21 protein-coding genes are annotated in these 25,389 nt (G+C 73.4%); 14 read left to right on the top strand and 7 right to left on the bottom strand.

Features of this window, described 5'->3' with window-relative positions:
• The first annotated feature begins 4 nt into the window (after positions 1 to 4).
• The 3 genes from H4J02_RS01400 (at position 5) to H4J02_RS01390 (ending at position 1,511) form a co-directional block, all read left to right on the top strand.
• Complete coding sequence (locus H4J02_RS01400; RefSeq protein WP_187675359.1) at positions 5 to 646, top strand: helix-turn-helix domain-containing protein; 642 nt, start codon at positions 5 to 7, stop codon at positions 644 to 646.
• A 152-nt stretch (positions 647 to 798) separates the two neighbouring features.
• The gene (locus H4J02_RS01395) at positions 799 to 1,221 is read left to right on the top strand and encodes a hypothetical protein (protein ID WP_316250699.1); all 423 of its coding nucleotides are present in this window, start codon (positions 799 to 801) and stop codon (positions 1,219 to 1,221) included.
• A gap of 86 nt (positions 1,222 to 1,307) precedes the next feature.
• Entirely contained in the window at positions 1,308 to 1,511 is a 204-nt protein-coding gene (locus tag H4J02_RS01390) for a hypothetical protein (protein ID WP_187675358.1), read from the top strand.
• A gap of 15 nt (positions 1,512 to 1,526) precedes the next feature.
• Here H4J02_RS01390 and H4J02_RS01385 read toward each other — a convergent pair whose 3' ends face one another.
• The 4 genes from H4J02_RS01385 to H4J02_RS01370 all read right to left on the bottom strand — a co-directional run bounded on the left by H4J02_RS01385 (position 1,527) and on the right by H4J02_RS01370 (position 6,188).
• Positions 1,527 to 2,606, bottom strand: coding sequence for a phosphotransferase (locus H4J02_RS01385; protein ID WP_187675357.1), 1,080 nt, complete (start codon positions 2,604 to 2,606; stop codon positions 1,527 to 1,529).
• Positions 2,607 to 2,679: 73 nt separating this feature from the next.
• A complete protein-coding gene (locus tag H4J02_RS01380) occupies positions 2,680 to 4,056 on the bottom strand; it encodes an ABC transporter substrate-binding protein (RefSeq protein ID WP_187675356.1) in 1,377 nt (458 codons plus the stop codon).
• 255 nt (positions 4,057 to 4,311) lie between these two features.
• Positions 4,312 to 5,238: a carbohydrate ABC transporter permease gene (locus H4J02_RS01375; RefSeq protein WP_187675355.1), complete on the bottom strand. Its 927-nt coding sequence runs from the start codon at positions 5,236 to 5,238 to the stop codon at positions 4,312 to 4,314.
• Entirely contained in the window at positions 5,238 to 6,188 is a 951-nt protein-coding gene (locus H4J02_RS01370) for a carbohydrate ABC transporter permease (RefSeq protein WP_187675354.1), read from the bottom strand. Before H4J02_RS01370 ends, H4J02_RS01375 begins: the two co-directional genes overlap by 1 nt.
• A gap of 162 nt (positions 6,189 to 6,350) precedes the next feature.
• Between H4J02_RS01370 and H4J02_RS01365 the strand changes: the two genes are divergently transcribed.
• The gene (locus H4J02_RS01365) at positions 6,351 to 7,766 is read left to right on the top strand and encodes a GH1 family beta-glucosidase (RefSeq protein WP_187675353.1); all 1,416 of its coding nucleotides are present in this window, start codon (positions 6,351 to 6,353) and stop codon (positions 7,764 to 7,766) included.
• Complete coding sequence (locus H4J02_RS01360) at positions 7,763 to 9,292, top strand: FAD-dependent oxidoreductase (RefSeq protein WP_187675352.1); 1,530 nt, start codon at positions 7,763 to 7,765, stop codon at positions 9,290 to 9,292. Before H4J02_RS01365 ends, H4J02_RS01360 begins: the two co-directional genes overlap by 4 nt.
• Positions 9,293 to 9,365: 73 nt before the next feature.
• On the opposite strand, the gene H4J02_RS01355 is transcribed toward H4J02_RS01360, so the two are convergent.
• A complete protein-coding gene (locus tag H4J02_RS01355) occupies positions 9,366 to 9,998 on the bottom strand; it encodes a class II aldolase/adducin family protein (RefSeq protein WP_187675351.1) in 633 nt (210 codons plus the stop codon).
• On the bottom strand, positions 9,995 to 11,266 hold the full coding sequence (gene otnK / locus H4J02_RS01350; RefSeq protein ID WP_187675350.1) for a 3-oxo-tetronate kinase: 1,272 nt from the start codon (positions 11,264 to 11,266) through the stop codon (positions 9,995 to 9,997). Before otnK ends, H4J02_RS01355 begins: the two co-directional genes overlap by 4 nt.
• A gap of 123 nt (positions 11,267 to 11,389) precedes the next feature.
• On the opposite strand from otnK, the gene H4J02_RS01345 reads away from it, so the two are divergent.
• The 4 genes from H4J02_RS01345 to H4J02_RS01330 are packed head-to-tail and all read left to right on the top strand — an operon-like array spanning position 11,390 to position 15,874.
• Complete coding sequence (locus H4J02_RS01345; RefSeq protein ID WP_187675349.1) at positions 11,390 to 12,832, top strand: FGGY family carbohydrate kinase; 1,443 nt, start codon at positions 11,390 to 11,392, stop codon at positions 12,830 to 12,832.
• A complete protein-coding gene (locus H4J02_RS01340; RefSeq protein WP_262406171.1) occupies positions 12,829 to 13,722 on the top strand; it encodes a hypothetical protein in 894 nt (297 codons plus the stop codon). Before H4J02_RS01345 ends, H4J02_RS01340 begins: the two co-directional genes overlap by 4 nt.
• A 2-nt stretch (positions 13,723 to 13,724) precedes the next feature.
• Positions 13,725 to 14,396 carry an aspartate/glutamate racemase family protein gene (locus H4J02_RS01335; protein ID WP_262406288.1) on the top strand — a complete coding sequence of 224 codons (672 nt, stop codon included), beginning with the start codon at positions 13,725 to 13,727 and terminating at the stop codon, positions 14,394 to 14,396.
• The gene (locus H4J02_RS01330; RefSeq protein ID WP_222942202.1) at positions 14,393 to 15,874 is read left to right on the top strand and encodes an alpha-amylase family glycosyl hydrolase; all 1,482 of its coding nucleotides are present in this window, start codon (positions 14,393 to 14,395) and stop codon (positions 15,872 to 15,874) included. Before H4J02_RS01335 ends, H4J02_RS01330 begins: the two co-directional genes overlap by 4 nt.
• A 219-nt stretch (positions 15,875 to 16,093) precedes the next feature.
• Here H4J02_RS01330 and H4J02_RS01325 read toward each other — a convergent pair whose 3' ends face one another.
• Positions 16,094 to 17,446 (bottom strand): beta-N-acetylglucosaminidase domain-containing protein, encoded by a 1,353-nt coding sequence (locus tag H4J02_RS01325; RefSeq protein WP_187675347.1) that lies wholly within the window; start codon positions 17,444 to 17,446, stop codon positions 16,094 to 16,096.
• Between the two features lie 122 nt (positions 17,447 to 17,568).
• Here H4J02_RS01325 and H4J02_RS01320 point away from each other — a divergent pair, with 122 nt between their 5' ends.
• From H4J02_RS01320 to H4J02_RS01300, 5 genes are read left to right on the top strand one after another with little or no spacing between them, the layout of a single operon-like run.
• The gene (locus H4J02_RS01320) at positions 17,569 to 18,540 is read left to right on the top strand and encodes an ROK family protein (RefSeq protein ID WP_187675346.1); all 972 of its coding nucleotides are present in this window, start codon (positions 17,569 to 17,571) and stop codon (positions 18,538 to 18,540) included.
• A complete protein-coding gene (locus tag H4J02_RS01315; protein WP_187675345.1) occupies positions 18,533 to 19,129 on the top strand; it encodes an SIS domain-containing protein in 597 nt (198 codons plus the stop codon). The genes H4J02_RS01320 and H4J02_RS01315 overlap by 8 nt, the downstream gene beginning before the upstream one ends.
• Entirely contained in the window at positions 19,126 to 21,714 is a 2,589-nt protein-coding gene (locus H4J02_RS01310) for an alpha-mannosidase (protein WP_262406170.1), read from the top strand. Before H4J02_RS01315 ends, H4J02_RS01310 begins: the two co-directional genes overlap by 4 nt.
• Positions 21,714 to 23,597, top strand: a complete 1,884-nt coding sequence (locus tag H4J02_RS01305; protein WP_187675344.1) for a hypothetical protein — start codon at positions 21,714 to 21,716, stop codon at positions 23,595 to 23,597. The genes H4J02_RS01310 and H4J02_RS01305 overlap by 1 nt, the downstream gene beginning before the upstream one ends.
• Positions 23,594 to 25,372, top strand: coding sequence for an ABC transporter ATP-binding protein (locus H4J02_RS01300; protein ID WP_187675343.1), 1,779 nt, complete (start codon positions 23,594 to 23,596; stop codon positions 25,370 to 25,372). The genes H4J02_RS01305 and H4J02_RS01300 overlap by 4 nt, the downstream gene beginning before the upstream one ends.
• Positions 25,373 to 25,389: the final 17 nt, after the last annotated feature.

Raw genomic sequence — 25,389 nt, 5'->3', positions numbered from 1 at the left:
CCCGGTGGCCGCGCGCGACTACGGGCAGTACTGCGGCGTCACGCGAGCCCTCGAGCTCGTGGGCGAGCGCTGGACGCTGCTCATCGTGCGCGACCTGCTCGTGGGGCCGCGCCGCTACGGGGAGCTCGCCGCGGGTCTGCCCCGCATCCCGAGCAACATCCTGGCGGCGCGGCTCAAGGAGCTGCAGGAGGCCGGCCTCATCCGCCGGGCCCCGCGCTCACGCGTGATCGTCTACGAGCTCACCCCCTACGGCCGCGAGCTCGAGCCGGTCGTGCTCGCGCTCGGCGCGTGGGGCTTCAAGGCGATGGGCGACCCGCGCGAGAGCCAGGTGATCACGCCCGACTCGATGACGATGGCGCTGCGCACGGCATTCCGAGCGGATGTCGCAGGCACGCTGCCGTCGACGGCCTACGTCGCGCGGCTCGGGCCCGCCGAACTGCACGTGCGCGTCGACGGCACCCGCCTCGACGTACGCCGTGGTGTCGCGCCGGCCGACCTCGACTTCGCGGCCGGCCCCGACATCCGCCGCCTCATCTCGGGCGAGCTCGCGCCGGAGCGGGCGATCGCATCCGGCGTCGTCGAGGTGCTGCACGGGCCGGGCGAGCTGCTCGGCCGCTTCGCGAGCACCTTCCACCTCGCGGCGTAGTCCAGGCCACGCCCAGCAGACTGTCACCCCAATGTCCCCCGTTCGGGGGCTAGGGTGACAAGCAATCGACATCCGTCGGTCGCGAGTCTTCGCATCTCAGAACGCTCAGGTGTTTCGAGCCGATCGCACGCCGAAACCGAACGAGGTTCATCATGGGCGTCTTGCACTACGCCGACCAGGCGATCGTCATCGACGACCGCACACTCTCCCATCTCAAGATCGCGGTGGTCACCAAGCTGCGTCGTGGAGAGAGCTTCACCCTCTCCTGGACGCACGGCCCAGGCGAACCCCGCGGCCGCACGACCATCTGGATGCAGCCGTCCATCCCCATCCGCTTCGAGTTCGACGAAGCGGAGCCCCGCCCGCTGAGCCGCGACTGGATCGAGCAGATCCTGCGCTCCTCGAACTCGACGGGTGGCATCCAGCTCACCGCCGACACGATGTACACGGGCGACATCCCGGTGGTCGACGCTCCGAGCGAGCCCGCCGACGGCATCCCGCGGGCCAAGACGGATGCCGTGCAGGCGAGCACGCGTCGCACGCATCACGCGCACCGCGAGTTCTTGCTGTCGTAGCGCGCAGCGCACGGCAGACCTCACCACTCTCGGCGCGCATCCGCAACCCCCTGTCACCGTCGCAACGGCGGGCGGATGCTGGCGCCATGAGCAATCCAGAGAACATCCGGCAGCCGCTCGACCACCTGCCGCCGGCCGAGGAACGCGACCCGGCCATCGAGATCGAGGAGCCGCACTACCCCACGAGCGAGTCGCCGCACGGCGGGTCGCACGCGTCGCCCGAGACAGCGGCTGAGCCCGACAAGGCCAACCGACACGGCGTCGACCGGCTCCCGCCGACGGGCCGCTGAGCGGCCGCTCGCCGCTCAGCCGAGGGTTCGCTCGGCGGCGCCGATGAGCACGTCGACGAGGCCGACGAGCTCGTCCATGGAGCGCTCGGGCTCCTCCGCGGGCGCGCTTCCGCGTCGTGCGGGATCGCCGCTCGCGAGGGTGGCCGCCGTGTCGACGATGAGCTTCCAGCGCAGGCAGACGGCCGCGTCGAAGCCGCGGCGAACGAGCTCGGGCGGCACGACGCCCGCGCACGCCTCGGCGTAGGCGTCGAGCGCGTCGCCGAGCACGGCGCGCACGGTCGCGATCGACGCATCCCCGCGGCGCACGGATGCTAACAGCAGCGACGCGAGGTCGGCCCCCACCGAGCCGGGCCCCACCGACTCCCAGTCGATGAGAACGGTGCCGTGCTCGGTCTGGAACACGTTCGCGCCGACGGCGTCGTGGTGGCACAGCGTCTGCGGCAGCGACTCGAGGATGCCGCGCACCCGGTGCTGCGCGAGCAGCAGCGGCACGGCGGCGTCGAGGTGGGAGCCGAGCCGTGCGACCGCCGACGGATGCCGACTGCGCAGCACCGCGAGACCCGCGCCGACGGCCCCCGGCTGGCCGTGTCGGTCGATCCATCCCGTGAAGAGCCACTCCTCGTGCGGCACGCGGCCCACCCACTCGGCGGCGAGCCCGCCGAGGTCGCGCGCTGCGGCCAGAAGCGCGTCCGCCCCGAGCGGGCGCGCGGGCGCGGGCACGTCCTCGAGCCACAGCGTGATGCGGCCCTCGGCATCGCATTCGGCACCGCGCAGCGCCGGCGCGCGCACGCGCGGCGCGAGCTCGGCGAGCAGGCCCGAGGTGTAGGCCGCGTGCTCGCGCTCGGCGTTGTCGTAGAGGTACGGCGATGCGAACGCGGGGCCCTCCGTCACCTTCTCGACGAGCGACCACGGCACCGGCTCGCCGTCGACGCGCGCGGTGCCCCGGATGCGATGCACGGCCCGGTGCGCGAGGAACGCGTCGTAGTCGATGCCGTCGCGGTGCACCTCGTCGACCGCGACGTGCGCTCCGTGGCCCGCGCCGACGGCGGAGGCGACCGCCGCCTCGAGGGCCGCGTGCGGCATCCGCTCGCTCATCGGGCGACCTCCCGGGACGCCGAGAGGCGGGCGGCCCCGTGGGACCGCCCGCCTCCGTCGGGTCGGCTGAAGATCAGCCGGCGACCTGGTCGTACGCGCGCTGGGCCGCCGCCTGGGCGTCCTTGAGTGCGTCGGCCGCCGACTTCTCGCCGAGCAGGGCCGAGGTCACCGCGTTCTGCAGCTCGCTCTCGATCTGCTGACCGGCGGGCGACGAACCGAACGACTGGCCGCTCGCCGCGACGTCGTAGTACGCGGCGATCGTCTGGTCGAAGCCGGGGAAGTCGCTCGGCTTGACGTAGGCCTCGCGGATCGCCTGGTCGGACTCGGGCGAGCCGGTGAAGAGGCCCGCGTTGATGCCGTGGCGGCCCGGGTCGTTGATGGTCGTCTCGTTGCGGGCCTCGCCGGCCGCCTGCCAGGCCTCAGCCGAGGTGAGCGAGAGGAGCCAGGCGCACGCGGCCGAGGGGTTCTTCGCCGACGTCGGGATGACGAACGACGAGCCGCTCGCGACCGTGAAGGGCTGGCCGTCCTGCGTCATGACGGGGGTGGCGCCGATCTCGACCTGCTCCGCGTAGGAGGTGAGCACGTTCACGTACCACTGGTCGAACACCGCGGCACCGACCTGGTCGGCGACGTAGGAGTTGTTGTCGCCGAACACGTCGAACGAATCAACGAAGCTCTTCGCGTTGGCGTAGCCGCCCTGCGCGTCGTAGATCTCCTTGAGGAACTCGATCGCCTTGACGTTGTTCTCGTCGTCGAGCGTCGGCTTGCCGTCGCCGTCGATCGTGCCGCCGCCGAAGCTCAGCATCCACAGGCCCGCCTTCTGCGGTCCCTGCGGGTCGAAGCCCATGCGCACGGGGTTCTGGCCGTCCATGACGGTCATCTTCTTGACGGCCTCGAGGAAGGCCTCGGGGTTCGAGGTGTCCATGTCCTCGACGGTGACGCCCGCCTCGTCCATGACGCGGGTGTTCAGCAGGATGGCCGGCGGCTGGTAGAACTGCGGAACCGCGTAGACGCTGCCGTCGTAGGTGACGTCGTCGACGACCTGCGGGTACCAGTACTCCTGCGGGTCGAGGTCGTAGAGCGCGAAGCACTTGTCGAGCGGCATGACGAGGCCCTGGGCCGCGTAGGTCGTGACGAACTTGCGGTCCATCTGCACGACGTCGGGGATGTTGCCGCTCGCGGCGCGGGTCGTGAACTTCTGGGCGTCGAACGCGGCGCCTTCGAGCTCGACCGTGACGTCGTTCTCGCCCACGGTCTTGTCGGCGACGTCGATGCGCGACGTGCCCACTTCATCCGCGTTCTCGAAGCCCCAGACGCTGAGGGTGCCGGAGTAGTCCTTGCTGAAGTCGGCCGCGGCGCCCCCGCCGCCTCCGCCGCCTCCGCACGCGGTGAGCGTGAACAGCGCCGCACCGGCCGTGGCGGCCAGCAGCATCTGCTTGGTTTTCTTCATCGAAATGTCCTCTCGGAGCTGCGAGCTCGCGGCGTCCTCGCCATCGAGCGCAACGGAACGTGACTGGATGTGGGAACCATCCCACATTCGGGAAGCTACCCCAGTCCTCGCGCGCGAGCAAGGGGTTCGCCGGTTTTTGCTGGGGATGCAACGGAATCGTGACGCGCCCGCCGCATCCGCGCAGACGACGACGGGCGGATCGCGCTGGAATCGATCCCAGCACGACCCGCCCGACGACGGTCACCGAGCGCGCGCTCAGCCCTTGCGACCCTGCGTGGCCACCCCCTCGATGAAGTAGCGCTGGCCGAAGGCGAACAGGATGAGCATCGGCAGCGTGACGAGCAGCGCGGCCACCATCACGTACTGGTAGTCGCCGTGTCCGCCGTTCGTCGGGCTGTAGCGCGTCATGGCGGACGCGATGCCGAGCGGCACGGTGTAGCCGTCCTGGCCGCCGGCGTTCAGGTAGATGAGCGCCGCCTGCAGGTTGTTCCAGCTCGCCTGGAACTCGAACAGGAACACGATGATGAACGACGGGATCGACAGCGGGAATGCCATCCGCCAGAACATGCCCCAGTAGCTCACGCCGTCGACGCGCGCCGCCTCGAAGATCTCCCGCGGCAGGCCGAGGAAGAACTGGCGCTGCAGGAAGATGTAGAAGGCCGAGCCGAAGAGGTTCATGCCCCACAGCGGCACGTTCGTGCCGACGAACCCCAGGTTGTTCCAGATGAGGTACTGCGGCACGAGGGTCACGGCACCGGGCAGCATCATCGTCGCGAGCACGAGCCCGAAGAGGATGTTGCGCCCGGGGAACTTGAAGTAGGCGAACCCCCACGCCACGAGCGAACTCGACACCGTGACGAACGCCGCGGCGAGGATCGCGATGAGGAGGCTGTTGCCCACCCAGTTGAGCAGCGGCAGCTCGGCCCACACGTTCGCGTAGTTCTCGGGCTGGAAGGTCTTCGGGATGAGCGAGTTGTCGAAGACCTGACCGCGCGGCTTGAAGCTCGCCGCGAGCAGCCATGCGAAGGGGTAGAGGAACAGCAGGGCGAAGCCGACGAGCAGCACCCAGCGCACCACCTGCCCGATGATCGAGCCGACGCGCCGCGGCGGCTTCGTGATCTGGGGACGGTCCTTGCCCGCGCTCGAGATGGCGGGGGCGACGGCGGAGGTGTCGACGGACATCAGCGCTCGCTCTCGTAGTAGACGAAACGGTTGCCGACCTTCACCTGGATGAGCGAGATGATCATGATGATCACGAACAGCAGCCAGGCCATGGCGGCGGCGAACCCGAAGTTGAACTGGCGGAACGCCTGCTGGAACAGGTAGATCGCGTAGAAGAGCGACGCATCCGACGCCCCCTGCACCTGGTCGCGGTAGAACAGCAGATACGCCTGGTCGAAGGTCTGCAGCGCCGCGATCGTGAGCACGATCACGTTGAAGAACAGGGCGCCGGAGATCATCGGGAGCGTGATCGAGAAGAAGCGCCGCACGGGCCCGGCTCCGTCGATCTGCGCGACCTCGTAGAGGTCCTTCGGCACGTTCTTGAGCGCCGCGAGCAGGATCACCATCGTGCCGCTCACGCCCCACAGGGTCATGATCACGATCGACGGCTTCACCCAGTTGGGGTCGAGCAGCCACTGCGGGCCCTGGATGCCGATCGCGGCGAGGCCCTTGTTGATCGCGCCCTGGTTGCCGTTGAGCAGCAGGAAGAACACGGATGCGGTGGCCACCGCGGGCGTCATCTTCGGCAGGTAGTACAGGGTGCGGAAGAGGCCCGCGCCCCGGCCCACGCGGTTGAGCAGCATCGCGAGGAAGAGCGCGAAGACGATCTCGAGCGGCACGGCGAGCACGGCGTAGTAGAGCGTGTTGCCGAGCGACATCATGACCTTCGGGTCCTCGATGAGCGCTTCGTAGTTCGACAGCCCCGCCGGCCGCGCCGTGTTGGTGGCGAGCTGGTAGTGGCTGAACGAGATCACGAGGCTGTAGATCATCGCCCCGAGCGTGAACACGAGGAAGCCGATGATCCACGGCGAGATGAAGAGGTACGCGGCGGTCGTCTCGCGCCTGTTGTACTTGCTCGTCTTGAAGACGCGCGGCCCGGCCGCCGTCTCGACGGTCGTCGTGTTGGCCATCAGGTGGCCTCCACGGCGCTTCGGGTTGTGTTCAACGGGGCTCCCCTCGTGAGGCGACATCGACTCGGCCGCAGGAATGTGGTAACGATTCCACATGGGCGTCGTGAGCACTATAGGTCGGTCCGGGAGCGCCCTGCAAGGGATTGACCGGAGGAGCAGAGCATGACCGCACCCTTCCCGCCCGACTTCCTGTGGGGCGCCGCCACGAGCGCGTACCAGATCGAGGGGTCGCTCGACGCCGACGGCCGCGGCCCCTCCGTGTGGGACGAGTTCTGCCGCCGACCCGGCGCGATCGAGGGCGGCGGCGACGCCGCGATCGCCGTCGACTCGTACCGCCGCTGGCGCGACGACGTCGAGCTGCTCGCCGAGCTCGGGATGCGCGCCTACCGGTTCTCGATCGGCTGGTCGCGCGTCGTGCCCGACGGCCGCGGCCGCATCGAGCAGCGCGCGCTCGACCACTACGAGCGCATCGTCGACGCGCTGCTCGAGCGCGGCATCGCGCCCGTCGTGACCCTCAACCACTGGGACATGCCCGAGGCGCTCATGGATCGCCGCGGCTGGGTCGACCGCTCGAGCGTCGACGCCTTCGTGCACTACGCGGAGTCCGTGGCCCGGCGCCTCGGCGACCGCGTGCCGTGGTGGATCACGCAGAACGAGCCGTGGATCATCCAGCTGCTCGGCTACCAGCTCGGCATCCACGCGCCCGGCATCGCCGACCTCGGCGCCGCCGTCGCCGCGGGCCACCACGTGCTGCTCGCGCACGGCGCCGCGTACGACGCGATGAAGCCGCTCGTGACGGGCCGCATCGGGGCCGCGCCGAACCTGCTGCCGTGCGTGCCGGCATCCGACTCCCCCGCCGACCGCGATGCGGCATGGGGCAGCGACGGCTACGTCAACCGCTGGTTCCTCGATCCGCTGCTCGGCGAGGGCTACCCCGACGACATGCGCGCGCACTGGGAGCGCGCGATCGGAGGGCCGCTCGAGGTCATCCGCGACGGCGACGAGGCCGCCATCCGCGGGCGCAGCGACTTCCTCGGCGTGAACTACTACACGCGCCGCGTCATGCAGGCCGCCGAGGTCGGCCCCGAGCGGCCCTTCCCGTGGCAGGTCGTGCGCGCGCCCGAGGAGTCGCGCCTCTCCGACGAGGGCACCGAGATCGTGCCCGACGCGCTGCGCGAGCTGCTGCTGCGCCTGCACCGCGAGTACCCCGGGGTGCCGATCATGATCACCGAGAACGGGCTCGTGTCGAACGAGACGCCGCAGCACGACGGGCTCGTGCACGACGTGCGCCGCATCCGCTACCTGCGCCAGCACATCGCGGCGATGGCGGATGCCGTGGCGGCCGGGGTGCCGCTCGTCGGCTACACGCATTGGTCGCTCTTCGACAACTTCGAGTGGTCGCTCGGCTACCGGCCACGCTTCGGGCTCGTCTACGTCGACTACCCGACGGGCACGCGCATCGTGAAGGACAGCGCGCGGCACTACGCGGCGCTCGTCGCGGCCGACGGAGACCTCTCGGCCGTGCCCGAACACGCGGCCGCCGAGAGCGCCGTCGACTCGCTCGGGGCCTTCGGATGACGGCGGCCGAGGTCGTCGTCGTCGGTGCGACGGCCGCAGGCGTGTGCGCGGCGGTCGCCGCCGCCGAGCACGGGGCGCAGGTCGTGCTGCTCGCCGAGGGGCGGCACCTCGGCGGCATGGTGTCGGGCGGGCTCGGCTACACCGACGTCGGCGACGTGCGCGTGCTCGGCGGGCACGCCGCGCGCTTCCGCCGCGACGTCGCGGCGCACTACGGCGTGCCCGTCGGCCGCTACGCGGGCCCCGAGCCGCACGTCGCCGAGGGCATCATGCGGCGGTGGCTCGAGGAGGCGGGTGTCGAGGTCGTGCTCGACGCGCCCGTCGACGGGGTCGAGCGCGACGGGACGCGCGTGACGGCGGTGCGCACGGCATCCGGCGAGCGCGTGGGCGCGGGCGTCGTGGTCGACGCGAGCTACGAGGGCGACGTGCTCGCGCTCGCGGGCGTCACGACGCGCGTGGGCCGCGAGGACCGCGCCCTGCACGGCGAGCGCTTCGCGGGGCGGCGCGAGATCGCACCGGGACGGCACTCGATGCCGTGGGGCGTCTCGCCGTTCCGGGACGACGCGAGCGGCGAGCGCGAGGGCGCGCTCATCGCGCAGCTCGCGCCCGGGCCGATGGCCGAGGTCGGGGCCGGCGACGGCAACGTCATGTCGTACGGCTACCGGCTGTGCCTCACGAGCGGCCCCGACCGCATCCCCTTCACCGAGCCCGACGGCTACGACCCCGCGTACTGGGAGCTCGGGCGGCGCTACCTCGCGGCCGGGGGCGCCGACGAGCCCGCGGGGCGCTGGCTCGGCCTCGAGCCCAACCTGCCCGGCGGCAAGTGCGACGCCAACTCGCTCGGGCCCGTCTCGCTGAGCGTGCTCGACGGCTCGGCGCGCGGATGGGCGGAGGGTTCGCGCGAACAGCGTGCGGACATCGCGGCGCACCACGCGCGGCACGCGCTCTCGTTCCTGTGGTTCCTCTCGAGCGACCCCGCCGTGCCGCGCGGCATCCGAGACGAGCTCGCGCGGTGGGGCTTCGCGCCCGACGAGTTCGCCGACACGGGCCATCTGCCGCACCAGCTCTACGTGCGGGAGGCGCGGCGCATGGTGGGCGAGTTCGTGCTGACGGAGCACGAGCTGCGTGCGGGAGAGGTGCCGGGCGACACGATCGCCCTCGGCTCGTACCACCTCGACATCCGCGAGGTGCAGCGCTCGTTCATCACCGCCTGGGAGCACCCCGACCCGCGATCGCACGTCGTCAACGAGGGGTACCTCTCGGTGCGCGTGCCGGCCTACGGCATCCCCTACCGCGCGCTCCTGCCGCGTGCCGAGGAGGCCACGAACGTGCTCGCCGCGGTGTGCGTGTCGGCGTCGCACGTGGCGTTCTCGTCGGTGCGCATGGAGCCGCAGTACCAGATGCTCGGGCAGGCCGCGGGGACGGCGGCCGCGCTCGCGGTGCGCGGCGCGGGTGAGGTGCACGCGGTCGACGTGGGGGTGTTGCGGGAGGCGCTTGCGGGGGACGGGGCGGTGCTGCGGGTGGTGTGAGCCGTCGGGCTGGTTTCGACACGCCCGCTGCGCGGGCTACTCAACCAGCGGTGTAAGCCGCCCCGCGGGCTACTCAACCAGCGGGTGGGCGCAGGCGGGACTGCTGTTCGGGGGCGAGGGTGCGGGCGCCGCGGCCCGCGAGGGTCAGGGCCAGGGCGGCGCTCGCCTCGAGCTCCTCCGACAGGTCGACGGCGCGGTCGAGGGTCGCCGCGGCGACGACGCTGCCGTGGTTCGCGAGCAGCATCACGGGGCGACCCGCGGCGACCCGCGCCCCGACCTCGGCACCGAGCGACGCATCCCCCGGCGCCGCGTACGGCACGAGCGGCACCTCGCCGAGGCTCATGACGCGGTAGGGCGTGTAGGCGGGCAGATCGGCGAGCCCGGCGCCCACGGGGGGCAGGCACGAGACCGCCGTCGACGCAGGTGAGTGCAGGTGCACGACGGCGCCGAGCGATGCATCCGACGCGTACGCCGCGACGTGCATCGCCCACTCCTTCGTCGGCCGGGGCCCCGCGAGGTGCTCGCCCGCGAGCGACAGCTCGGCGATGTCGTCGGCCTGCACGCGCGAGAGCGACGAGCCCGTCGGGGTCACGAGCACGCGGTCGCCGAGACGGATGCTGAGGTTGCCCGAGGAGCCGGGCGACAGTCCGCGCACGGCCAGGTGCCGCGCGGCGGCGACGAGCGCGAGGGCGTCCGAGCGGCTCACGGCGCCACCTCCCACGCCCGCGTGAAGAGGTCGACGCCCCCGAAGTTTCCCGACTTGAGCAGCACGCCGACGACGGGCTCCCCCGCGACGGCCGACGCCCGACCGGTCGCCCACGCGACGCCCGGGTCGACGCGGCGCGTGAGCCGCAGCGAGCGCACGCCGAGCGCGCGCGTCACCGCGCCGCTCGTCTCGCCGCCCGCCACGAGCAGGCGCCGCACGCCGAGCTCCGCGACCGAGCGACGAGCGATCTCGGCGAGCACAGCCTCGACCGCGGCCGCCGCGCGGGCGACCCCGAGCCGCCCCTGCGCGAACGCGATCGCGACCTCGTCGTGGCCGGCGCTCACGACCGGCACGCGGCCGGCTGCGAGGTCTGCGCGGATGCCGTCGAGGGCCGTCGCGACGACGTCGTCGGGCCGCGCATCCGCGTCGAGCGCGCCGATCTCGACCGTCGGTCCGCCCGCCGCGGCGAGCTGCTCGCGCGTGCGCGCGCTCGCGCTCCCGGCGATCACGAGGTCGCCGCCGGCCTCCGGATGCTCGCGCTCGACCGCCCCGTCGCCCGAGGGACGGATGCGGCGCGCGAGCGCCGTGATGAGCCCCGCCCCGCCGCCCGGGAGCACGCGATCGCCCGCGGTCTCGATGGCGTCGGCGAGCACGTCGAGGTCGGCGTCGTCGAGGGCGTCGGCGATCACGTGGCCGGAGGCGTGCGCGAGGCGCCCGGCCACGGCATCCGCCCCCTCGCCGAGCGCACGGCGATCGAGGAGCGCGACGGGCCGCGTGGTCTGGCGCGAGAGCACCCGCACGAGATCGGGGTCGGTCATGGGGGTGAGCGGGTGGTGGGCGAGCGGGCTCTCGCTCAGCAGCCGATCGCCCACGAAGAGGTGGCCGCGATAGACCGTGCGGTCGGCGTGCGGAGTGGCGGGTGTGCCGACGCTTGCGCGGTGCCCGCCCGCGTCGACGAGCGCCTCCGCGACGGGGCCGATCATGCCCTCGTCGGTCGAGTCGAACGTCGAGCAGTACTTCTGGTACCAGCGGCCGGCCCCCGCCTCGCGCAGGGCCGCCGCCGCCGCGAGGCTCTCGGCCACCGCGCGCTCGCGGGGTGCGGTTCGCGCGCCGAGGCCCACGACGACCGCGTCGACGCCGCGCGGGATGTCGGCGGGCTGCGGCACCCCGAGCACGACGGCCACGTCGAGCCCGAGCTCCCGCAGCTCGGCGGCGACGTCGCACGCCCCCGTCACGTCGTCGGCGATGACGCCCCAGCGATCCGTCATGGCTGCTCCTCTAAGCCGCGACGCGCGACGCCCCTTTGACGTCGACCCGTCGGCGGTGTCATGCTCGACGGCATGTCCGGATGTGGGAACGTTACCTCATCCGTTCGGGCGATGGGGATCGACGTGGGGAGCACGCACGTCAAGGCCGTCGTCGCCGCGCTCGGCGCCGGATGCGCCACCGAGCTCGCCGTGGCCGCGCGCAGCATCCGGGGCCTCGACGCCGCCGATCTCGTGGATGCCGCCCTCGCCGCTGCGGGCGAGGCGCTCGAGCTCTCGCCCGGCCCGGTCGCGACGATCGGCATCGCCTCGATGGCCGAGACCGGCGCCCTCGTCGACCGCGACGGGCGACCGCGCGGCCCGCTCCTGCGCTGGGACCGGAGGGGCGACGCGGAGGCTCGCCTGCGCCTCGCGGCAGGGATCGATCCCATCGAGCTCCACACCCGCACGGGCGCACCGCTCGTGCCGAAGCTGCCGCTGCTGACGTGGGCCGCGCTCGTGCGCGAGGGTGTGCCGACGGGAACGCGCTGGGCCTTCGCCGCCGACCTCGTCGGCGCCGCCCTCACGGGCCGCGTCGCGACCGACCACACGCTCGCGGGCCGCAGCGGCGGCTACCCGCTGCCCGCGCCCGGGGCGCCGCTGCCCTCCGACTGGGACGCCGCGCTGCTCAGCGTCGCGGCCGTCCCCCGCGTGCTCCTCGGCGAGGTGCTCGCGCCCGCCGAGGCGCTCGGCGTCGCCGACCGCGGCCCCGTCGCGCTGCGCGGCGCCGTCGTGCGCATCGCCGGGCACGACCACGCAGTCGCGGCACGTGGCGCGGGCGCCGTGGCCTCCGGCACGGTCGTGCACTCGCTCGGCACGACGGAGGCCGTGCTCGCCCTCGCGGCCCGCGACGCGCCCGTCGACCGTCGGCTCGCGGGGGCCCACGGCGTGAGCGTCGTGCGCGGCGTCGACGGTGAGCGCGAGGGCGTGCTCGCCGGAAGCCCCGCCGTGGGCTCGCTCGTCGCCGACTGGCGCGAACGCGCGACCGCGGCAGGAGCGGATGCCGACGCGCTGCTCGCCGAGCTGCCGCGGCATCCGGGGCCCGCCGTCGCGCTGCCCTACCCCGCCGGACGCCAGTGCCCCGACCCCGACCCCGGCGCCCGCTACGTGCTCGTGGGTGCCGAGCCGGGCGACGCTGCCGCAGAGCTCACCGGGATCGTGCGCGGCCTCGCGGCCCACGGAGCGCTCATGCGCGACGCCGTCGCGGCGCTCACGCACACCCCGGACGACGCCCGCATCGTCGCGACGGGCGCACCCGTGCGCCGCAACCCGCGGCTCGCGGGCCTCATGGCTCACCTCGCCGGACGCGAGCTGCCCGTCGTCGACCTCGACGCGCCCGTCGCGACGGCCGCGGCCGCGCTCGCCGCCGAGCGCGAGGGCGTCGCCCCGCGCGCCGAGCCCCCGTACCTCATCGTCCCCCCGTGCGACGACGCGATCCCCGAGCTGCGGGATCGCTTCGCGCGCCTCCTCGAGCTCAGCGCACCGGCATCCGTCGGGGCCGAGCCGACCGTCACCGAAGGAGCATCGTGACCATCCCCCAGCCCACCCTCTCGGCCATCGCACGTCCGGGCGGAGGCTTCGCCATGATCGCCATGGACCAGCGCGAGAGCCTGCGGCACATGTTCGACACCGCGGGCGCGGGCCGCCCCGCCGACGACGTGCTCGTCGGCTTCAAACGGGCCGTCGCGACCGAGCTCGCCGACCTCGCGAGCGGCTTCCTCGTCGACCGCGACTTCGGCGGCCTCGGCATCCTCGGCGACGGGCTGCTGCCGCCCCAGTGCGGTTTCATCCTCGCGGCCGACGCGCTCGAGCAGGAGCCCGGCGGGCCCGTCGAGGAGACGGCGCTCGACGACGCGGCGCTCGACGACGCGCGCGCCGACGGCGTCGCCGCCATCAAGCTGCTCATCATCTGGCGCCGGGACGAGCGCCGCGAGGAGCGCGTCGCGCTCGCCGAGCGCTTCATCGCGGAGGCGCGCGAACGCGGCGTGCTCTCGGTGCTCGAGCCCGTCGTGCGCGCGACGCCCGCGGAGCTCGCCGACGGGTCGTGGGATCAGGAGGCGGCGATCCGCGAGGCCGCGCGCGAGCTGTCGCCGCTTCGCCCCTCGCTCTACAAGGTGCAGGTGCCCCTCGCGGGTGCGGGCGACGCTGCCGCCCAGCTCGCCGCGAGCGAGGAGCTCGCGCGCGACATCACGGGCCCGTGGGTCGTGCTCTCGCAGGGCGTCGCCCTCGACCGGTTCCCGGATGCCGTGGAGGCCGCGTGCCGCGCCGGCGCGAGCGGCTTCCTCGCGGGCCGCGCGCTGTGGAGCGACGTCGTGGGCGCATCCGATGTGAACGCTGCGCTGCGCGAGCGCTCGCGTCCTCGCCTCGAGCGGCTCGTCGAGATCGTCGACGCGCACGCGCGCCCGTGGACGGAGGCGTGACGATGCGCATCGGGTTCCTGCACACCGTGCCGGCGCTCGCGCCGCGCTTCAACGCCGACCTCGCATCCGCCGCGCCGGGTGCGACGGCCGTGCACGTCGTCGACGCCGAGCTGCTCGCGACGGCCATCCGCTGGGGTGTCGACGACACGGTCGACGCGGCGGTCGAGAAGCACATCGCCCACCTCGCCGAGGAGGGGGCGGATGCCGTGCTCGTCACGTGCTCGTCGATCGGCGAGTCGGTCGAGAAGGCCGCCGCGCGCGCCGCGCTCCCCGTCGTGCGCGTCGACGCGCGCATGGCGGCAGACGCGATCGCCGCGGCGGGGCCGGGCGGCCGCATCGCCGTGCTCGCGACGCTCGCCGCGACGCTCGGGCCGACGGGACGCATCCTCGAGCGCGCCGCCGCCGAGGCGGAGCAGCCGCCCGTCGTGACCGCGACGGTCGTGCCGGATGCCGCCGACGCGCGGTCCGCGGGCGACACGGCGCGGCACGACCGGCTCGTCGCCGACGCCGTGCGCGCGGCCGCCGCCGAGGCCGACGTCATCGTGCTCGCGCAGGCGTCGATGGCGACCGCGGCCGATGACGCCCACGTCGACGTGCCCGTGCTCACCTCGCCCGCATCCGCTCTCGCCGCCGTCGTCGAGGCCGCCGGCGGCTCGCCCGAGGCGGCGCGGTGACGACGCGCGGCGTCCGGCTGCTCTGCTACGCCGACCGGCTCGGCGGCGACCTGCGACGCCTCGGGGAGGTGCTCGACGGCCCGCTCGCCGACCTCGCCGGCGTGCACGTGCTGCCGTTCTACACGCCGTTCGACGGCGACGACGCGGGCTTCGACCCCGTCGACCACACGCGCGTCGACCCGCGCCTGGGCGACTGGCGCGACCTCGCGGCCCTCGGCGCGCGACGCGAGGTCACGGCCGACCTCATCGTCAACCACTCTTCGCACCTCTCGCCCGAGTTCCTCGACTGGTGCGAGCGCGGCGACGCCTCACCCCACGCGGGGATGTTCCTCACCTTCGACCGCGTGTTCCCCGAGGGCGGCGACGAGGCGGGCATCACGGCGTTCTACCGCCCGCGGCCCGGCCTGCCGTTCACGCCCTACGCCGTCGCGGGCGAGCGGCGACTCGTGTGGACGACCTTCATGCCGAGCCAGGTCGACCTCGACGTGACGCATCCGGCCGCCCTCGCCTACCTCGACCGCATCGTCGCGGCGCTCGCGGGCGCGGGCGTCGACGTCGTGCGGCTCGACGCCGTCGGCTACGCCGTGAAGACCCCCGGCAGCGACTCGTTCATGACGGATGCGACACTCGCCTTCGTCGAGCAGCTGACGGCCCGCCTGCGCGCTGCGGGGCTGCGCGTGCTCGTCGAGGTGCACGCCCACCACAGCCTCCAGCTCGCGATCGCCCCGCTCGTCGACCTCGTGTACGACTTCGCGCTGCCGGCGCTCCTGCTGCACGCGCTCGGCGACGGCGACATCGACCCGCTCATGCGATGGCTCGACATCCGTCCGCGCAACGCGGTCACGGTGCTCGACACGCACGACGGCATCGGCATCATCGACGCGGGCCCCGCGGCCGGCCTCGACGGCCTCATCGGCGAGGACGAGATGCGCGCGATCTTCGCCCGCGCGGCGGTGGCGACCGACGGGCACTCGGACCTCGCATCCGTCGTGCCGCAGTGGGCGTCGATGCCGCACCAGATCAACGCGACCTTCCCGAGCGTCGTCGCCGACGACGACGCCTACGTGCTGTGCCGCGCCATCCAGTTCCTGCTGCCCGGCGAGCCGCAGGTCTACTACGTGGGGCTGCTCGACGGGCGCGACGACCGCGCGCGCTTCCTCGCCACGGGGCAGGGGCGCGAGGTGAACCGGCACGCCTACACACCCGAGGAGCTGCACGAGGCGCTCGATCGCCCGGTGCCGCGCGCGATCCTCGCGCTCGCGCGGCTGCGACGCGACCACCCCGCGTTCGACGGCACGTTCTCGGCGACCCGCACGGGGCCGAGCGCCCTGCGGCTCGAGTGGGCGACGGCGGATGCGCGCCTCACGCTCGACGCGGACCTCGCGCCGGGCGCGCGCGTCGCGGTGCTCACGGACGAGCGCGCCGGCGAGGTGCGCGTGCTCCGCGGCGTCGCCGACCTCGCCGCCCCCGCTGGTTGAGTAGCCGGCGGAGCGGGCGTGTCGAAACCCCGTTGGTTGAGTAGCCCGCGGAGCGGGCGTGTCGAAACCCCGTTGGTTGAGTAGCCCGCGGAGCGGGCGTGTCGAAACCAGCCCACGTCTGACCGCGTCCGTGGTCTCGAGACGCGTCCGCTGCGCGGGCGCTCCTCGACCACCTGGGTACCGTCCGCTGCGCGGGCGCTCCTCGACCACCTGGGGGGGTCAGTCCCCCGCGGCCGCAGCCGCGGCGGGATCCCCCTCGGGCCGCACGCGGTCCGGCAGCGCTCGCCCGAGCGCACGCTCGGCGGCGCCGCGCGCGACGTCGCGTGCGAGCCCGTATCGCGCGGTGCGCGCCGCCTCCCACGCGGCCTCCACGGCATCCGCCGGCACCTCGCCGCGCACGTGCCCGAGCGCCGCACGGACGACGTGCGCCGTCGCGGGCGCGGCATCCGCCCACGGGCGCAGCGCCGCCCGCAGCGGTGTCGACGGCTCGAGCCCCGCGAGCGCGCCGAGCTCGGCGAGCATCGCCTCGAGCCGCTCCCCGAGCCGGCCCCCGTCGGCGAACGCGGCATCGACCTCGGCCGCGAGCGCCGGATGCTGGGGTGCGGAGGGCGGCCAGCTCGACGCCGCCGCGACGAGCGGGCGCAGCACCTCGGCATCCGCTCCCGCGACCGCGTGCAGCGCCGCCTCCGCAGCCGCACTCGGCTCGTAGGCATCGGGGTCCGCCGCCCACGCCGCGACGGTGTGGAGGGCGAAGCGGCTCGGCTCGAACTCGACCATGGGGTTCGCGACGATGCCCGCGAGCCCGGCCCGCGCGAGGCCCGCCGCGCGCCCGAGCAGCGGGCCGAGGAACGCGCGCGAGCGGTCGAAGTCGTTGACGGGGAAGTTGTCCCACAGCACGAGCGGGTGCCCGCCGAACGACGCGATCGCGCGGCGCACATGGTCCTCCGTCACCTCGCCGACGACGATGTCGTCGCCTGTCCAGAACACGCCGATGCCCTCGGCGAGCGTCTCGACGAGCCCGTCGCGGTAGGGCGTCGGGTCGGAGCCCGCGTAGTGCGTCGGCACCATGAGCAGCCGCCCGCCGATCCCGAGTGGCGCGAGCACCTCGGCCTCGAAGCGGCTGCAGCTCGCGCCGTGGGCGCGCCCGGCGCCCGCGACGCCCTCGCCGTACCGCTCACGGTCGCGCGCATCCGGCAGCCCCTCGTCGATGTCGTCGAAGAGCAGCGCGAAGCGCCGGATGCCGAGCGCGTGCAGCTCGCGCGCCTTGCGGGCGAGCGCGGCGTGGTCGGCGTCGTCGGTGTGCACCATGTCGAGCCCGGGGTGCAGCGCGTAGACGAGCTCGACCCCCGCCGCGTGCGACGCCGCGACGAGCTCGGCGAGGCGGGCGCCCTCGGGCTCGGGGTAGCTCTCGCGCCAGCGCTTGCGGTGGTACGGGTCGTCTTTCGGCGCGTAGACGTAGCGGTTCATGCCGAGGCGGCCGAGCTCGGCCACGAGCCGCAGGCGCTCCTCGTGGGTCCAGGGCTCGCCGTAGAAGCCTTCGATGACACCGCGCTCGGTAAACGGGGACGACATGTGTGGCAACGATACCCGCGGCGGAGGCGGTTGACCCGGCCCAAAAGCAGTACCTAGGATATGGGAACGATGTCAGACATCGAGCCCGCCCCGGCCTCCGCACCACTCAGTCAGGACACGCAATGACCGCACCGACGCGATCGACGCTCGCGCTCGACATCGGGGGCACGAAGCTCGCGACCGGCGTCGTGGCGACCGACGGCACGGTCACCGGGCTGCGGATCACGCCCACCCGCAAGGAGGAGGGCCACGCGGCCGTCGTGCGGCGCCTCTTCGACCTCGCTCACGACTCGTTCGCCGACGCGGGCCAGCCCCACGTCGACGCCGTCGGCATCAGCTGCGGCGGACCGCTCGACGCCGAGGCGGGCGTCGTGCACCGCCCCCTCAACCTGCCCGACTGGGACGCCGTGCCCCTCGCAGCGCTCGCAGCCGAGGAGTTCGGCGTGCCCGCGCACCTCGTGAACGACGCGACAGCGGGCATGATCGCCGAGCACCGCCACGGCATCGCGCGGGGCGCCTCCGACGCGCTCTACCTCACGCTCTCCACGGGCGTCGGGGGAGGCGCGATCGTCGGCGGGCGCCTGCACCGCGGCGCCGCCGCCAACGGGGGGGAGTTCGGCCACATCATGGTGCGACCCGGCGGCCGGCTCTGCACGTGCGGCCGGCGCGGCTGCCTCGAGGCGTACGCCTCGGGCACCTCGGTCGCCCTCCGCGCGCGCGACGCCCTCGCCGCGAGCGACGAGACGAGCCTGCTCTCGGCGCTCGAGACCGTGCGCGCCGAGGACGTCGTCGCCGCCGCGCAGTCGGGCGACCGGCTCGCCCTCTCCGTGTGGGACGAGACGGTCGAGGTGATCGGCCAGGCCGTCACCGACCTCGTCAACACCTTCGAACCCGAGGTCGTCGTGCTCGGCGGCGGCGTCACGCGCGCCGGAGCCCTCCTGCTCGACCCCGTGCGTGCCCACGTCGCGCGCTGGGCCATGCCGCCCGCCGCGGCCGCCACCCGCATCGAGTTCGCCGCCCTCGGCGACGCCGTGTGCGTCGTCGGCGCGGCCGTCCACGCCGCCGACCGGAGCGAGGAGCCCAGTCATGCCTGAACCGACAGTCCCCGAGTGGATGAGCGCCCAGCTCGCCGACCACCGCGCCGTCGCCGAGCGCGCCGAGGCGCTCCTGCCCGAGGTGCGCCGCGCCGCCGACGCACTCATCCGGGCCTACGGCGAGGGCGGCATCCTGTACACCTTCGGCAACGGCGGCAGCGCCGCCGACGCGCAGCACTTCACGGGCGAGATCATCGGCCACTACAAGCGCGACCGCCGGCCGCTGCCCGCCGTGACGCTCTCGACCGATCCGACGACGATGACGTGCATCGCGAACGACTACGCCTACGACGACGTCTTCGCCCGCCAGGTGCAGGCGCTCGCGAAGCCCGCGGATGTCGTGGCCGCGTTCACGACGAGCGGACGCAGCGCCAACATCGTCACGGCGCTCGCCGCCGCGCGCGCGAACGGCGCCACGACGATCCTGTTCGGCGGCGGCGACGGCGGGCCCGCCCTCGAGCACGCCGATGTCGCGCTCATCGTGCCGAGCCCGACGACGCCGCGCATCCAGGAGATGCACACCTTCATGCTCCACGCGATCAGCGAGATGATCGATGCGTGGGCCGACGACGACCAGGAGTACGTGTGACCTCCACGCCGCAGCCGACCGCGCCCCCGGCCGGGGCGCCCCTCTCCAACGCGCCCTCGGGCTTCCGCCCCGAAACCGTGCCCGCCGCCCCGCGCCCGTACGCGACGCCCGACCGCGTGCTGCACATGATCGGCAACGCGCACCTCGACCCCGTGTGGTTGTGGCCGTGGCAGGAGGGCTACCAGGAGGCCCGCGCGACCTTCCGCTCGGTGCTCGACCGCATGGAGGAGTACCCCGACTTCGTCTTCACGTGCGACCAGATCGTGCTGCTGTCGTGGGTCGAGGAGCAGGACCCCGAGCTCTTCGCCCGCATCCAGGAGCGCGTCGCCGAGGGTCGCTGGGTGAACGCGGGAGGCTGGTGGGTCGAGCCCGACAACAACATGCCGATGGGCGAGTCGTTCGCGCGCCAGGGCCTCTACGGCCAGCGCTACCTCCTGAGCCGCTTCGGGAAGCTCGCCGAGGTCGGCATGAACGTCGACCCGTTCGGGCACAACGCGATGCTGCCGCAGATCCTGCAGGGGCACCGCCTCGACTCCTACATGTTCCTGCGGCCCGGCAAGCACGAGTCCGACCTCGACCACTCCCTCTTCTGGTGGGAGGCGCCCGACGGCACGCGGGTGCTCGCCTACCGCATCCCGTTCGAGTACTGCTCCCCGCCCGGCGACGTCGCCTGGCAGACCGAGAAGTCGATCGCCCAGCTCGACTCCTCGCTCGGCGAGGCCATGGTTTTCTACGGCGTCGGCAACCACGGCGGCGGCCCCACGAAGGCCAACATCGACTCGATCCACCGCTACGACCGCATGGGCAGCTTCGGGAGGATGAAGATGTCGTCACCGCGTGAGTACTTCGACGAGATGCTCGCTCGCGGGCCGGCCTTCCTCGACTCCCTCGGCGTGCGCCGCGACGACCTGCAGCACCACGCGCCCGGATGCTACTCGGCGCACTCGGGCATCAAGGCCTGGCAGCGTCGCGCCCAGTTCGCCGTGCTGAACGCCGAGCGCTGGGCTGCCGTGTCGGCGCTCGAGAGCGGCGTGGACTACCCGCGCGACGACCTCGAGCGCGCGTGGAAGCAGGTGCTCTTCAACCAGTTCCACGACATCCTGCCGGGCTCCGCGATCGAGCAGTCGTACGACGACGCGCGCGACCAGCTCGGCGAGGCCGTCGCGATCTCGAAGCGCATCATCACGCGCGCCCACAACATGATCGCCGCGCGCATCGACATCCCGTTCGAGGCCGCCACGCAGCCCGTCGTCGTCTTCAACCCGCACCCGTGGGCGGTCGAGGAGGACGTCGAGCTGCAGTACGGCGTGCAGCCGAACGGCGTGCACGTCGTCGACGGCGACGGCGTGACGGCCGTGTCGCAGCGCGTGCAGTCGGTCGCGACGACGGATGACAAGGGCCGCGGCGCGGTCGCGTTCCGTGCCAGCCTCCCGCCCTTCGGCTACCGCCTCTACCGCCTCCGCCCGGGTCCCGCCCTCGACCCGGCCCCCTCGCGCGGCCTCGTCGTGACCGAGACGGTGCTGGAGAACGAGTTCCTGCGCGCCGAGCTCGACCCCGAGACGGGCTGGCTCGTGTCGCTGCTCGACAAGGAGACGGGCGTCGACGTCGTCGCGGGCGCGTCGGGGGCGACCCACACGCAGATCGTCGACGACCCCACCGACACGTGGGGCCACCGCGTGGTCTCCTACGCGTGGGAGGGCGCGCCCATGACGGTCGACCGGATCGCGGTGCGCGAGTCGGGCGCGCTGCGCGCGAGCATCCGCGTCGAGCGTTCGTGGGGCCGCTCGACCCTCGTCGAGGAGTTCGTGCTCGGCCACGACGCCCGCGAGCTGCGCGTCGAGGTGACCCTCGACTGGCGCGAGCAGGCCCACCTGCTCAAGCTCCGCTTCCCGACTGCGCTCGAGGCACCGAAGGCGACGTACGAGATCCCGTTCGGCGAGCTCGAGCGCCCCGTCGACGGCGCCGAGGAGCCCGCCCAGTCGTGGGTCGACCTCACGGGCACGATCGACGGAGCCGCCGCGGGCCTCACGGTCGTCGCGACGAACAAGCACGGCTGGGACGTGTCGCCCGGCGACGCCCCGAGCATCGGCATCACGGCCGTGCGCAGCCCCGTGTACTCGTGGCACGACCCGCGCCTGCTCGACGAGTCGGGCTACTACTCGTTCCAGGACCAGGGCGTGCAGCGCTTCCGCTACGAGCTCGTGCCGCACCGCGGCGACCACCGCGCGGCGCAGCCCGCCCGCCGAGCCGTCGAGCTCGGTCAGCGCGTGCGGGCCATGCTCGAGTCGTTCCACGAGGGACCGCTCGGCCCGCAGGGCTCGTACGCCGACGACGGCCGCGGCGCCGTCATGGTGACCGCGCTCAAGGGCTCCGAGGACCCGGCCGACGTGCCGGGCGGCGCCGACCTCATCGTGCGCGCGGTCGAGACCCGCGGCGAGACGAGCGACGCGACGATCGAGCTGCCCCTCATCGGGCGCAGCATCGAGGCGAGCTTCGAGCCCTACCGCATCCGCACCTTCCGCGTGCCGCGCGAGGGCGACATCGTCGAGCTCGACCTGCTCGAGCTCCCGCTCGACGAGGGCTGATGTCCGCGCCCGGTCCGGTCCCGGATCCGCGCGTCGAGATCCTCGACGCGGACGCCGCCGACTTCTCCGTCGCCGTCCGCGCCGAGGCGGCCGGATCGGGCACGGCGTACGAGGTCGAGGTCGCGTACCGCGGCGATGAGCCGACGGATGCCGCGGTGCGTCTCGTCGTCGAGCTCGCGGCGCCCGACGCCTCCGTGCTCATCCCGGGCGCGTTCTACGGCGAGAACCGGCCGGCCGCGAACGACCGCGTCTTCCCGCGCTTCGAGCTCGGCGCCACGAGCCCCGAGCAGCACGCCGCGATGGTGAGCGACGAGTGGCACGTGCGCGCCGACCGCGCCGCGACGTGCGCCGTGTTCTGCTGGGCCGGTCCCGGCCTGCCGGGCGCCGCCCTCGTGACCGACGAGACGGGCGAGCTCGGCGAGCAGGCGATCGGCTTCGCCGTGCGCGACGGACGCGCCTCGCTCGCCGTCACGGCCCCGGCGCGCGAGTACCCCGTCTCGTACTACGGCGACGCGGCGCCACGCCCCGCCGAGGTGCGACTGCACCGCTTCGCGCCGGGCGAGACCGTGCGCATCCGCGTGCGCGTCGTGCCGCTCACGAGCGATCGCCACGACTACGACCGCGTGCTGCGCGAGCTGCACGCGGCCTCCCGCGAGCGCTACCCGCAGAACCCGTGGACGGATGCCGCCGAGGCCGCCGAGATCGCGGCAGAGGGGCTCGTGCGCTGGCACTACGACCCCGACCCCGGCGTGCTGCTCGAGACGATCGGCTTCGACCGCGAGGTCTCGGGGCGCGACGGGAAGAGCGTCGACCGCCAGGCGATGCACGTCGGCTGGGTGAGCGGCATCCCGTGGGCGACCGCCCTGCTGCGCCACGGCATCCGCACGGGCGACGAGCGGGCGACGGATGCGGCACGTCGCGTCATCGACTTCTGCACGGCCGAGCTCTCCCCCTCCGGCACCTTCTGGGGCACGTGGTACCGCGGCCGCGGGTGGAGCCAGAGCTGGACGCGCATCCCGAACGGCCTGCACGCCCGCACGCTCGGTGAGGCGACCGACTTCCTGCTGCGGGCGATCGCGCTCGACGACCGTCCGCGGTGGCGCGAGGCCGCCCGCTCGAACCTCGACGCGATCGTCGGCCGCCAGCGCGCCGACGGCGCCCTCGGCCTCATCCACGATGCGACGACGGGCGAGGTGCTCTCGTGGGAGGGCACCGCGGCGCTCGCGTGGGTGCCCGCGCTCGTCGCCGCGCGCGACTGGGACGAGCGCTACCTGCCGGCGGCCGAGCGCGCGGGCGCGTACTACGCGGATGCCGTGCACGCCGAGTACCTGCACGGCGCCCCCGAAGACGTCGACCTCGCCCCGACGAGCGAGGACGGCTACGTCGCCGTCATGGCCTACGCCGCGCTCTACCGGGTCACGCGCGAGGAGCGCTGGCTCGACCTCGCGCGGCGCGCGGCCGAGTGGACCTTCACGTTCCGCTACTCCTACGACGTCGCGTTCGACCCGCTCACCCCGCTCGGGGTCTACGGCTTCCGCACACGCGGCGCCGACCAGGCGTCGAGCTCCAACCAGCACGTGCACGCCTACGGGCTCATCTGCACCGACGAGCTCATCGAGCTGAGCGAGTGGACGGGCGACGACTGGTACCGCATCCGCGCCGAGGAGGCGTTCGCGTGCTTCCGGCAGCTGCTGCCGCGGCGCGACGGCGAGCTCGGGGCGTACCGCGGCATGATCACCGAGCGGTACTACCAGACGGAGTGCTTCCAACCGAAGGGGATGATCCTCACGCTCTCGCACGCGTGGTCGGCCGGCGTGCTCCTGCACGCCGCGGAGGACATGATGGACGGGGATGCCGGGGTCGGGGAGGCGGCGGCGCGATGACCGCGCAGATCCCCGAGGACCACACCGCACCCATCACGCTGCCGACGCAGCGCCCGCCCATGCGGAGCCTGCTGAGCCTCGTGCTGCGGCACCGGCGACGGATGCTGCTCATCATCCCGGCGTACATCGTCAAGGACAGTCCCCAGTGGCTGCTGCCCGTCATCACGGGCGCCGTGATCGACGTCGTCGCGAACCGCGGCGAGCTGCAGACCCTCGGCTTCTACGCGCTCGCCGCGGCGGTCGTGCTCGGCCAGAACTACCCCGTCGGCATCTTCTACAACGACCAGTGGAGCCGCGTGTACCGGCAGGTGGGCGCCGACCTGCGCAACGCGCTCGTCGAGCGGCTGCAGAACCTCTCGATCGGCTTCCACACGCGCGCGAGCGCGGCCGTCATCCAGACCAAGGTCGTGCGCGACGTCGAGAACATCGAGCAGATGCTCCAGGGCTCGTTCGCGCCCATCATGTCGAGCATCTGCATCCTCATCGGCGCGCTCACGATGACGGCGATCCAGGTGCCGGCGTTCATCCTCGTGTTCGCCCTCACGATCCCCATCGGCGTGGGCCTCGTCGTCGCGGTGCGGCGCGTCTCCCACCGCCGCAACGAGGCGTTCCGGCACCGCATGGAGGGGTTCTCGGCGCGCGTCGGCGAGATGGCGACCCTCATGCCCGTCACGCGCGCCCACGGGCTGGAGCGCGTCGCGGCGGCGCGCGTCGTCGACAGCGTCGAGGACGTGCGCGACGCCGCCCACCTGCTCGACCAGCTCAACGGCCGCTTCGGTGCGGTGTCGTGGCTCATGTTCCAGCTGCTCACGATGTTTTGCCTGTGCGCGGCGGCCTTCGCGTCGCTCTCCGGCATCCTCGACATCACGCCCGGGCAGGTCGTGCTGCTGAGCTCGTACTTCACGATCCTCACGAACGCGATCGTCATGCTGCTCAACCTCGCCCCGACCCTCGCGCGCGGCCGCGAGTCGGTGCGCTCGATCGCCGAGGTGCTCGAGGACCCCGACCTCGAGCTCAACCAGGGCAAGGCGACGCTCGACGCCGTGACGGGCGCCATCCGCCTCGAGCACGTGCACTTCCACTACCCCGGCGACCGTCTGCTCGCGCTCGAGGACGTCGACCTCGAGATCGCACCGGGCGAGACGGTCGCGTTCGTCGGCCCGAGCGGATCCGGCAAGTCGACGCTGCTCAACCTCGTGCTGGGCTTCGTGCGCCCGACGCGGGGCCGCATCCTGCTCGACGGGCACGACACGGCCCGCCTCGACCTGCGGCAGGTGCGCGGGTTCTTCTCGGTCGTGCCGCAGGAGTCGGTCATGTTCGAGGGCTCGATCCGCGAGAACGTCACCTACGGCCTGCCCGGGGTCTCCGACGAGCAGCTCGAGCAGGCGCTGCGCGACGCCAACGCGTGGGAGCTCGTCGAGGAGCTGCCGGACGGATGGGACACCGTCGTCGGGCAGCGCGGCGCACGGCTCTCGGGCGGCCAGCGCCAGCGCCTCGCGATCGCTCGCGCGCTCATCCGCGACCCGCGCGTGCTGCTGCTCGACGAGGCGACGTCGGCGCTCGACTCGGAGTCGGAGTCAGCCGTGCAGGAGGCGCTCGAGCGCCTGCGCGCGGGCCGCACGACGCTCGTCGTCGCGCACCGGCTCAGCACCATCCGGTCGGCCGACCGCATCGTCGTGCTCGAGCACGGGCGCGTCGTCGAGGTGGGCTCGCACGACGAGCTCGTCGCGGCGCGCGGCCTCTACGCGCGCCTCGTGCGGGCCCAGCGGTTGTGAGGTTCCTGCTCCGATAG

Source organism: Protaetiibacter sp. SSC-01, assembly GCF_014483895.1.
Lineage (GTDB): Bacteria > Actinomycetota > Actinomycetes > Actinomycetales > Microbacteriaceae > Homoserinibacter.
The sequence above is the reverse complement of the archived record's forward strand: the minus strand, read 5'-3'. Positions and strand labels throughout refer to the sequence as shown.

What these genes read in the sequence shown, in the direction of transcription:
- H4J02_RS01395 (WP_316250699.1), top strand. Translation starts at nt 799, where the DNA reads ATGGGCGTCTTGCACTACGCCGACCAGGCGATCGTCATCGACGACCGC.
- H4J02_RS01320 (WP_187675346.1), top strand. Translation starts at nt 17,569, where the DNA reads ATGACCGCACCGACGCGATCGACGCTCGCGCTCGACATCGGGGGCACG.
- otnK (WP_187675350.1), bottom strand. Translation starts at nt 11,266, where the DNA reads ATGACGGATCGCTGGGGCGTCATCGCCGACGACGTGACGGGGGCGTGC.
- H4J02_RS01370 (WP_187675354.1), bottom strand. Translation starts at nt 6,188, where the DNA reads ATGGCCAACACGACGACCGTCGAGACGGCGGCCGGGCCGCGCGTCTTC.
- H4J02_RS01300 (WP_187675343.1), top strand. Translation starts at nt 23,594, where the DNA reads ATGACCGCGCAGATCCCCGAGGACCACACCGCACCCATCACGCTGCCG.
- H4J02_RS01365 (WP_187675353.1), top strand. Translation starts at nt 6,351, where the DNA reads ATGACCGCACCCTTCCCGCCCGACTTCCTGTGGGGCGCCGCCACGAGC.
- H4J02_RS01375 (WP_187675355.1), bottom strand. Translation starts at nt 5,238, where the DNA reads ATGTCCGTCGACACCTCCGCCGTCGCCCCCGCCATCTCGAGCGCGGGC.
- H4J02_RS01385 (WP_187675357.1), bottom strand. Translation starts at nt 2,606, where the DNA reads ATGAGCGAGCGGATGCCGCACGCGGCCCTCGAGGCGGCGGTCGCCTCC.
- H4J02_RS01325 (WP_187675347.1), bottom strand. Translation starts at nt 17,446, where the DNA reads ATGTCGTCCCCGTTTACCGAGCGCGGTGTCATCGAAGGCTTCTACGGC.
- H4J02_RS01390 (WP_187675358.1), top strand. Translation starts at nt 1,308, where the DNA reads ATGAGCAATCCAGAGAACATCCGGCAGCCGCTCGACCACCTGCCGCCG.
- H4J02_RS01335 (WP_262406288.1), top strand. Translation starts at nt 13,725, where the DNA reads ATGCGCATCGGGTTCCTGCACACCGTGCCGGCGCTCGCGCCGCGCTTC.
- H4J02_RS01360 (WP_187675352.1), top strand. Translation starts at nt 7,763, where the DNA reads ATGACGGCGGCCGAGGTCGTCGTCGTCGGTGCGACGGCCGCAGGCGTG.
- H4J02_RS01315 (WP_187675345.1), top strand. Translation starts at nt 18,533, where the DNA reads ATGCCTGAACCGACAGTCCCCGAGTGGATGAGCGCCCAGCTCGCCGAC.
- H4J02_RS01305 (WP_187675344.1), top strand. Translation starts at nt 21,714, where the DNA reads ATGTCCGCGCCCGGTCCGGTCCCGGATCCGCGCGTCGAGATCCTCGAC.
- H4J02_RS01380 (WP_187675356.1), bottom strand. Translation starts at nt 4,056, where the DNA reads ATGAAGAAAACCAAGCAGATGCTGCTGGCCGCCACGGCCGGTGCGGCG.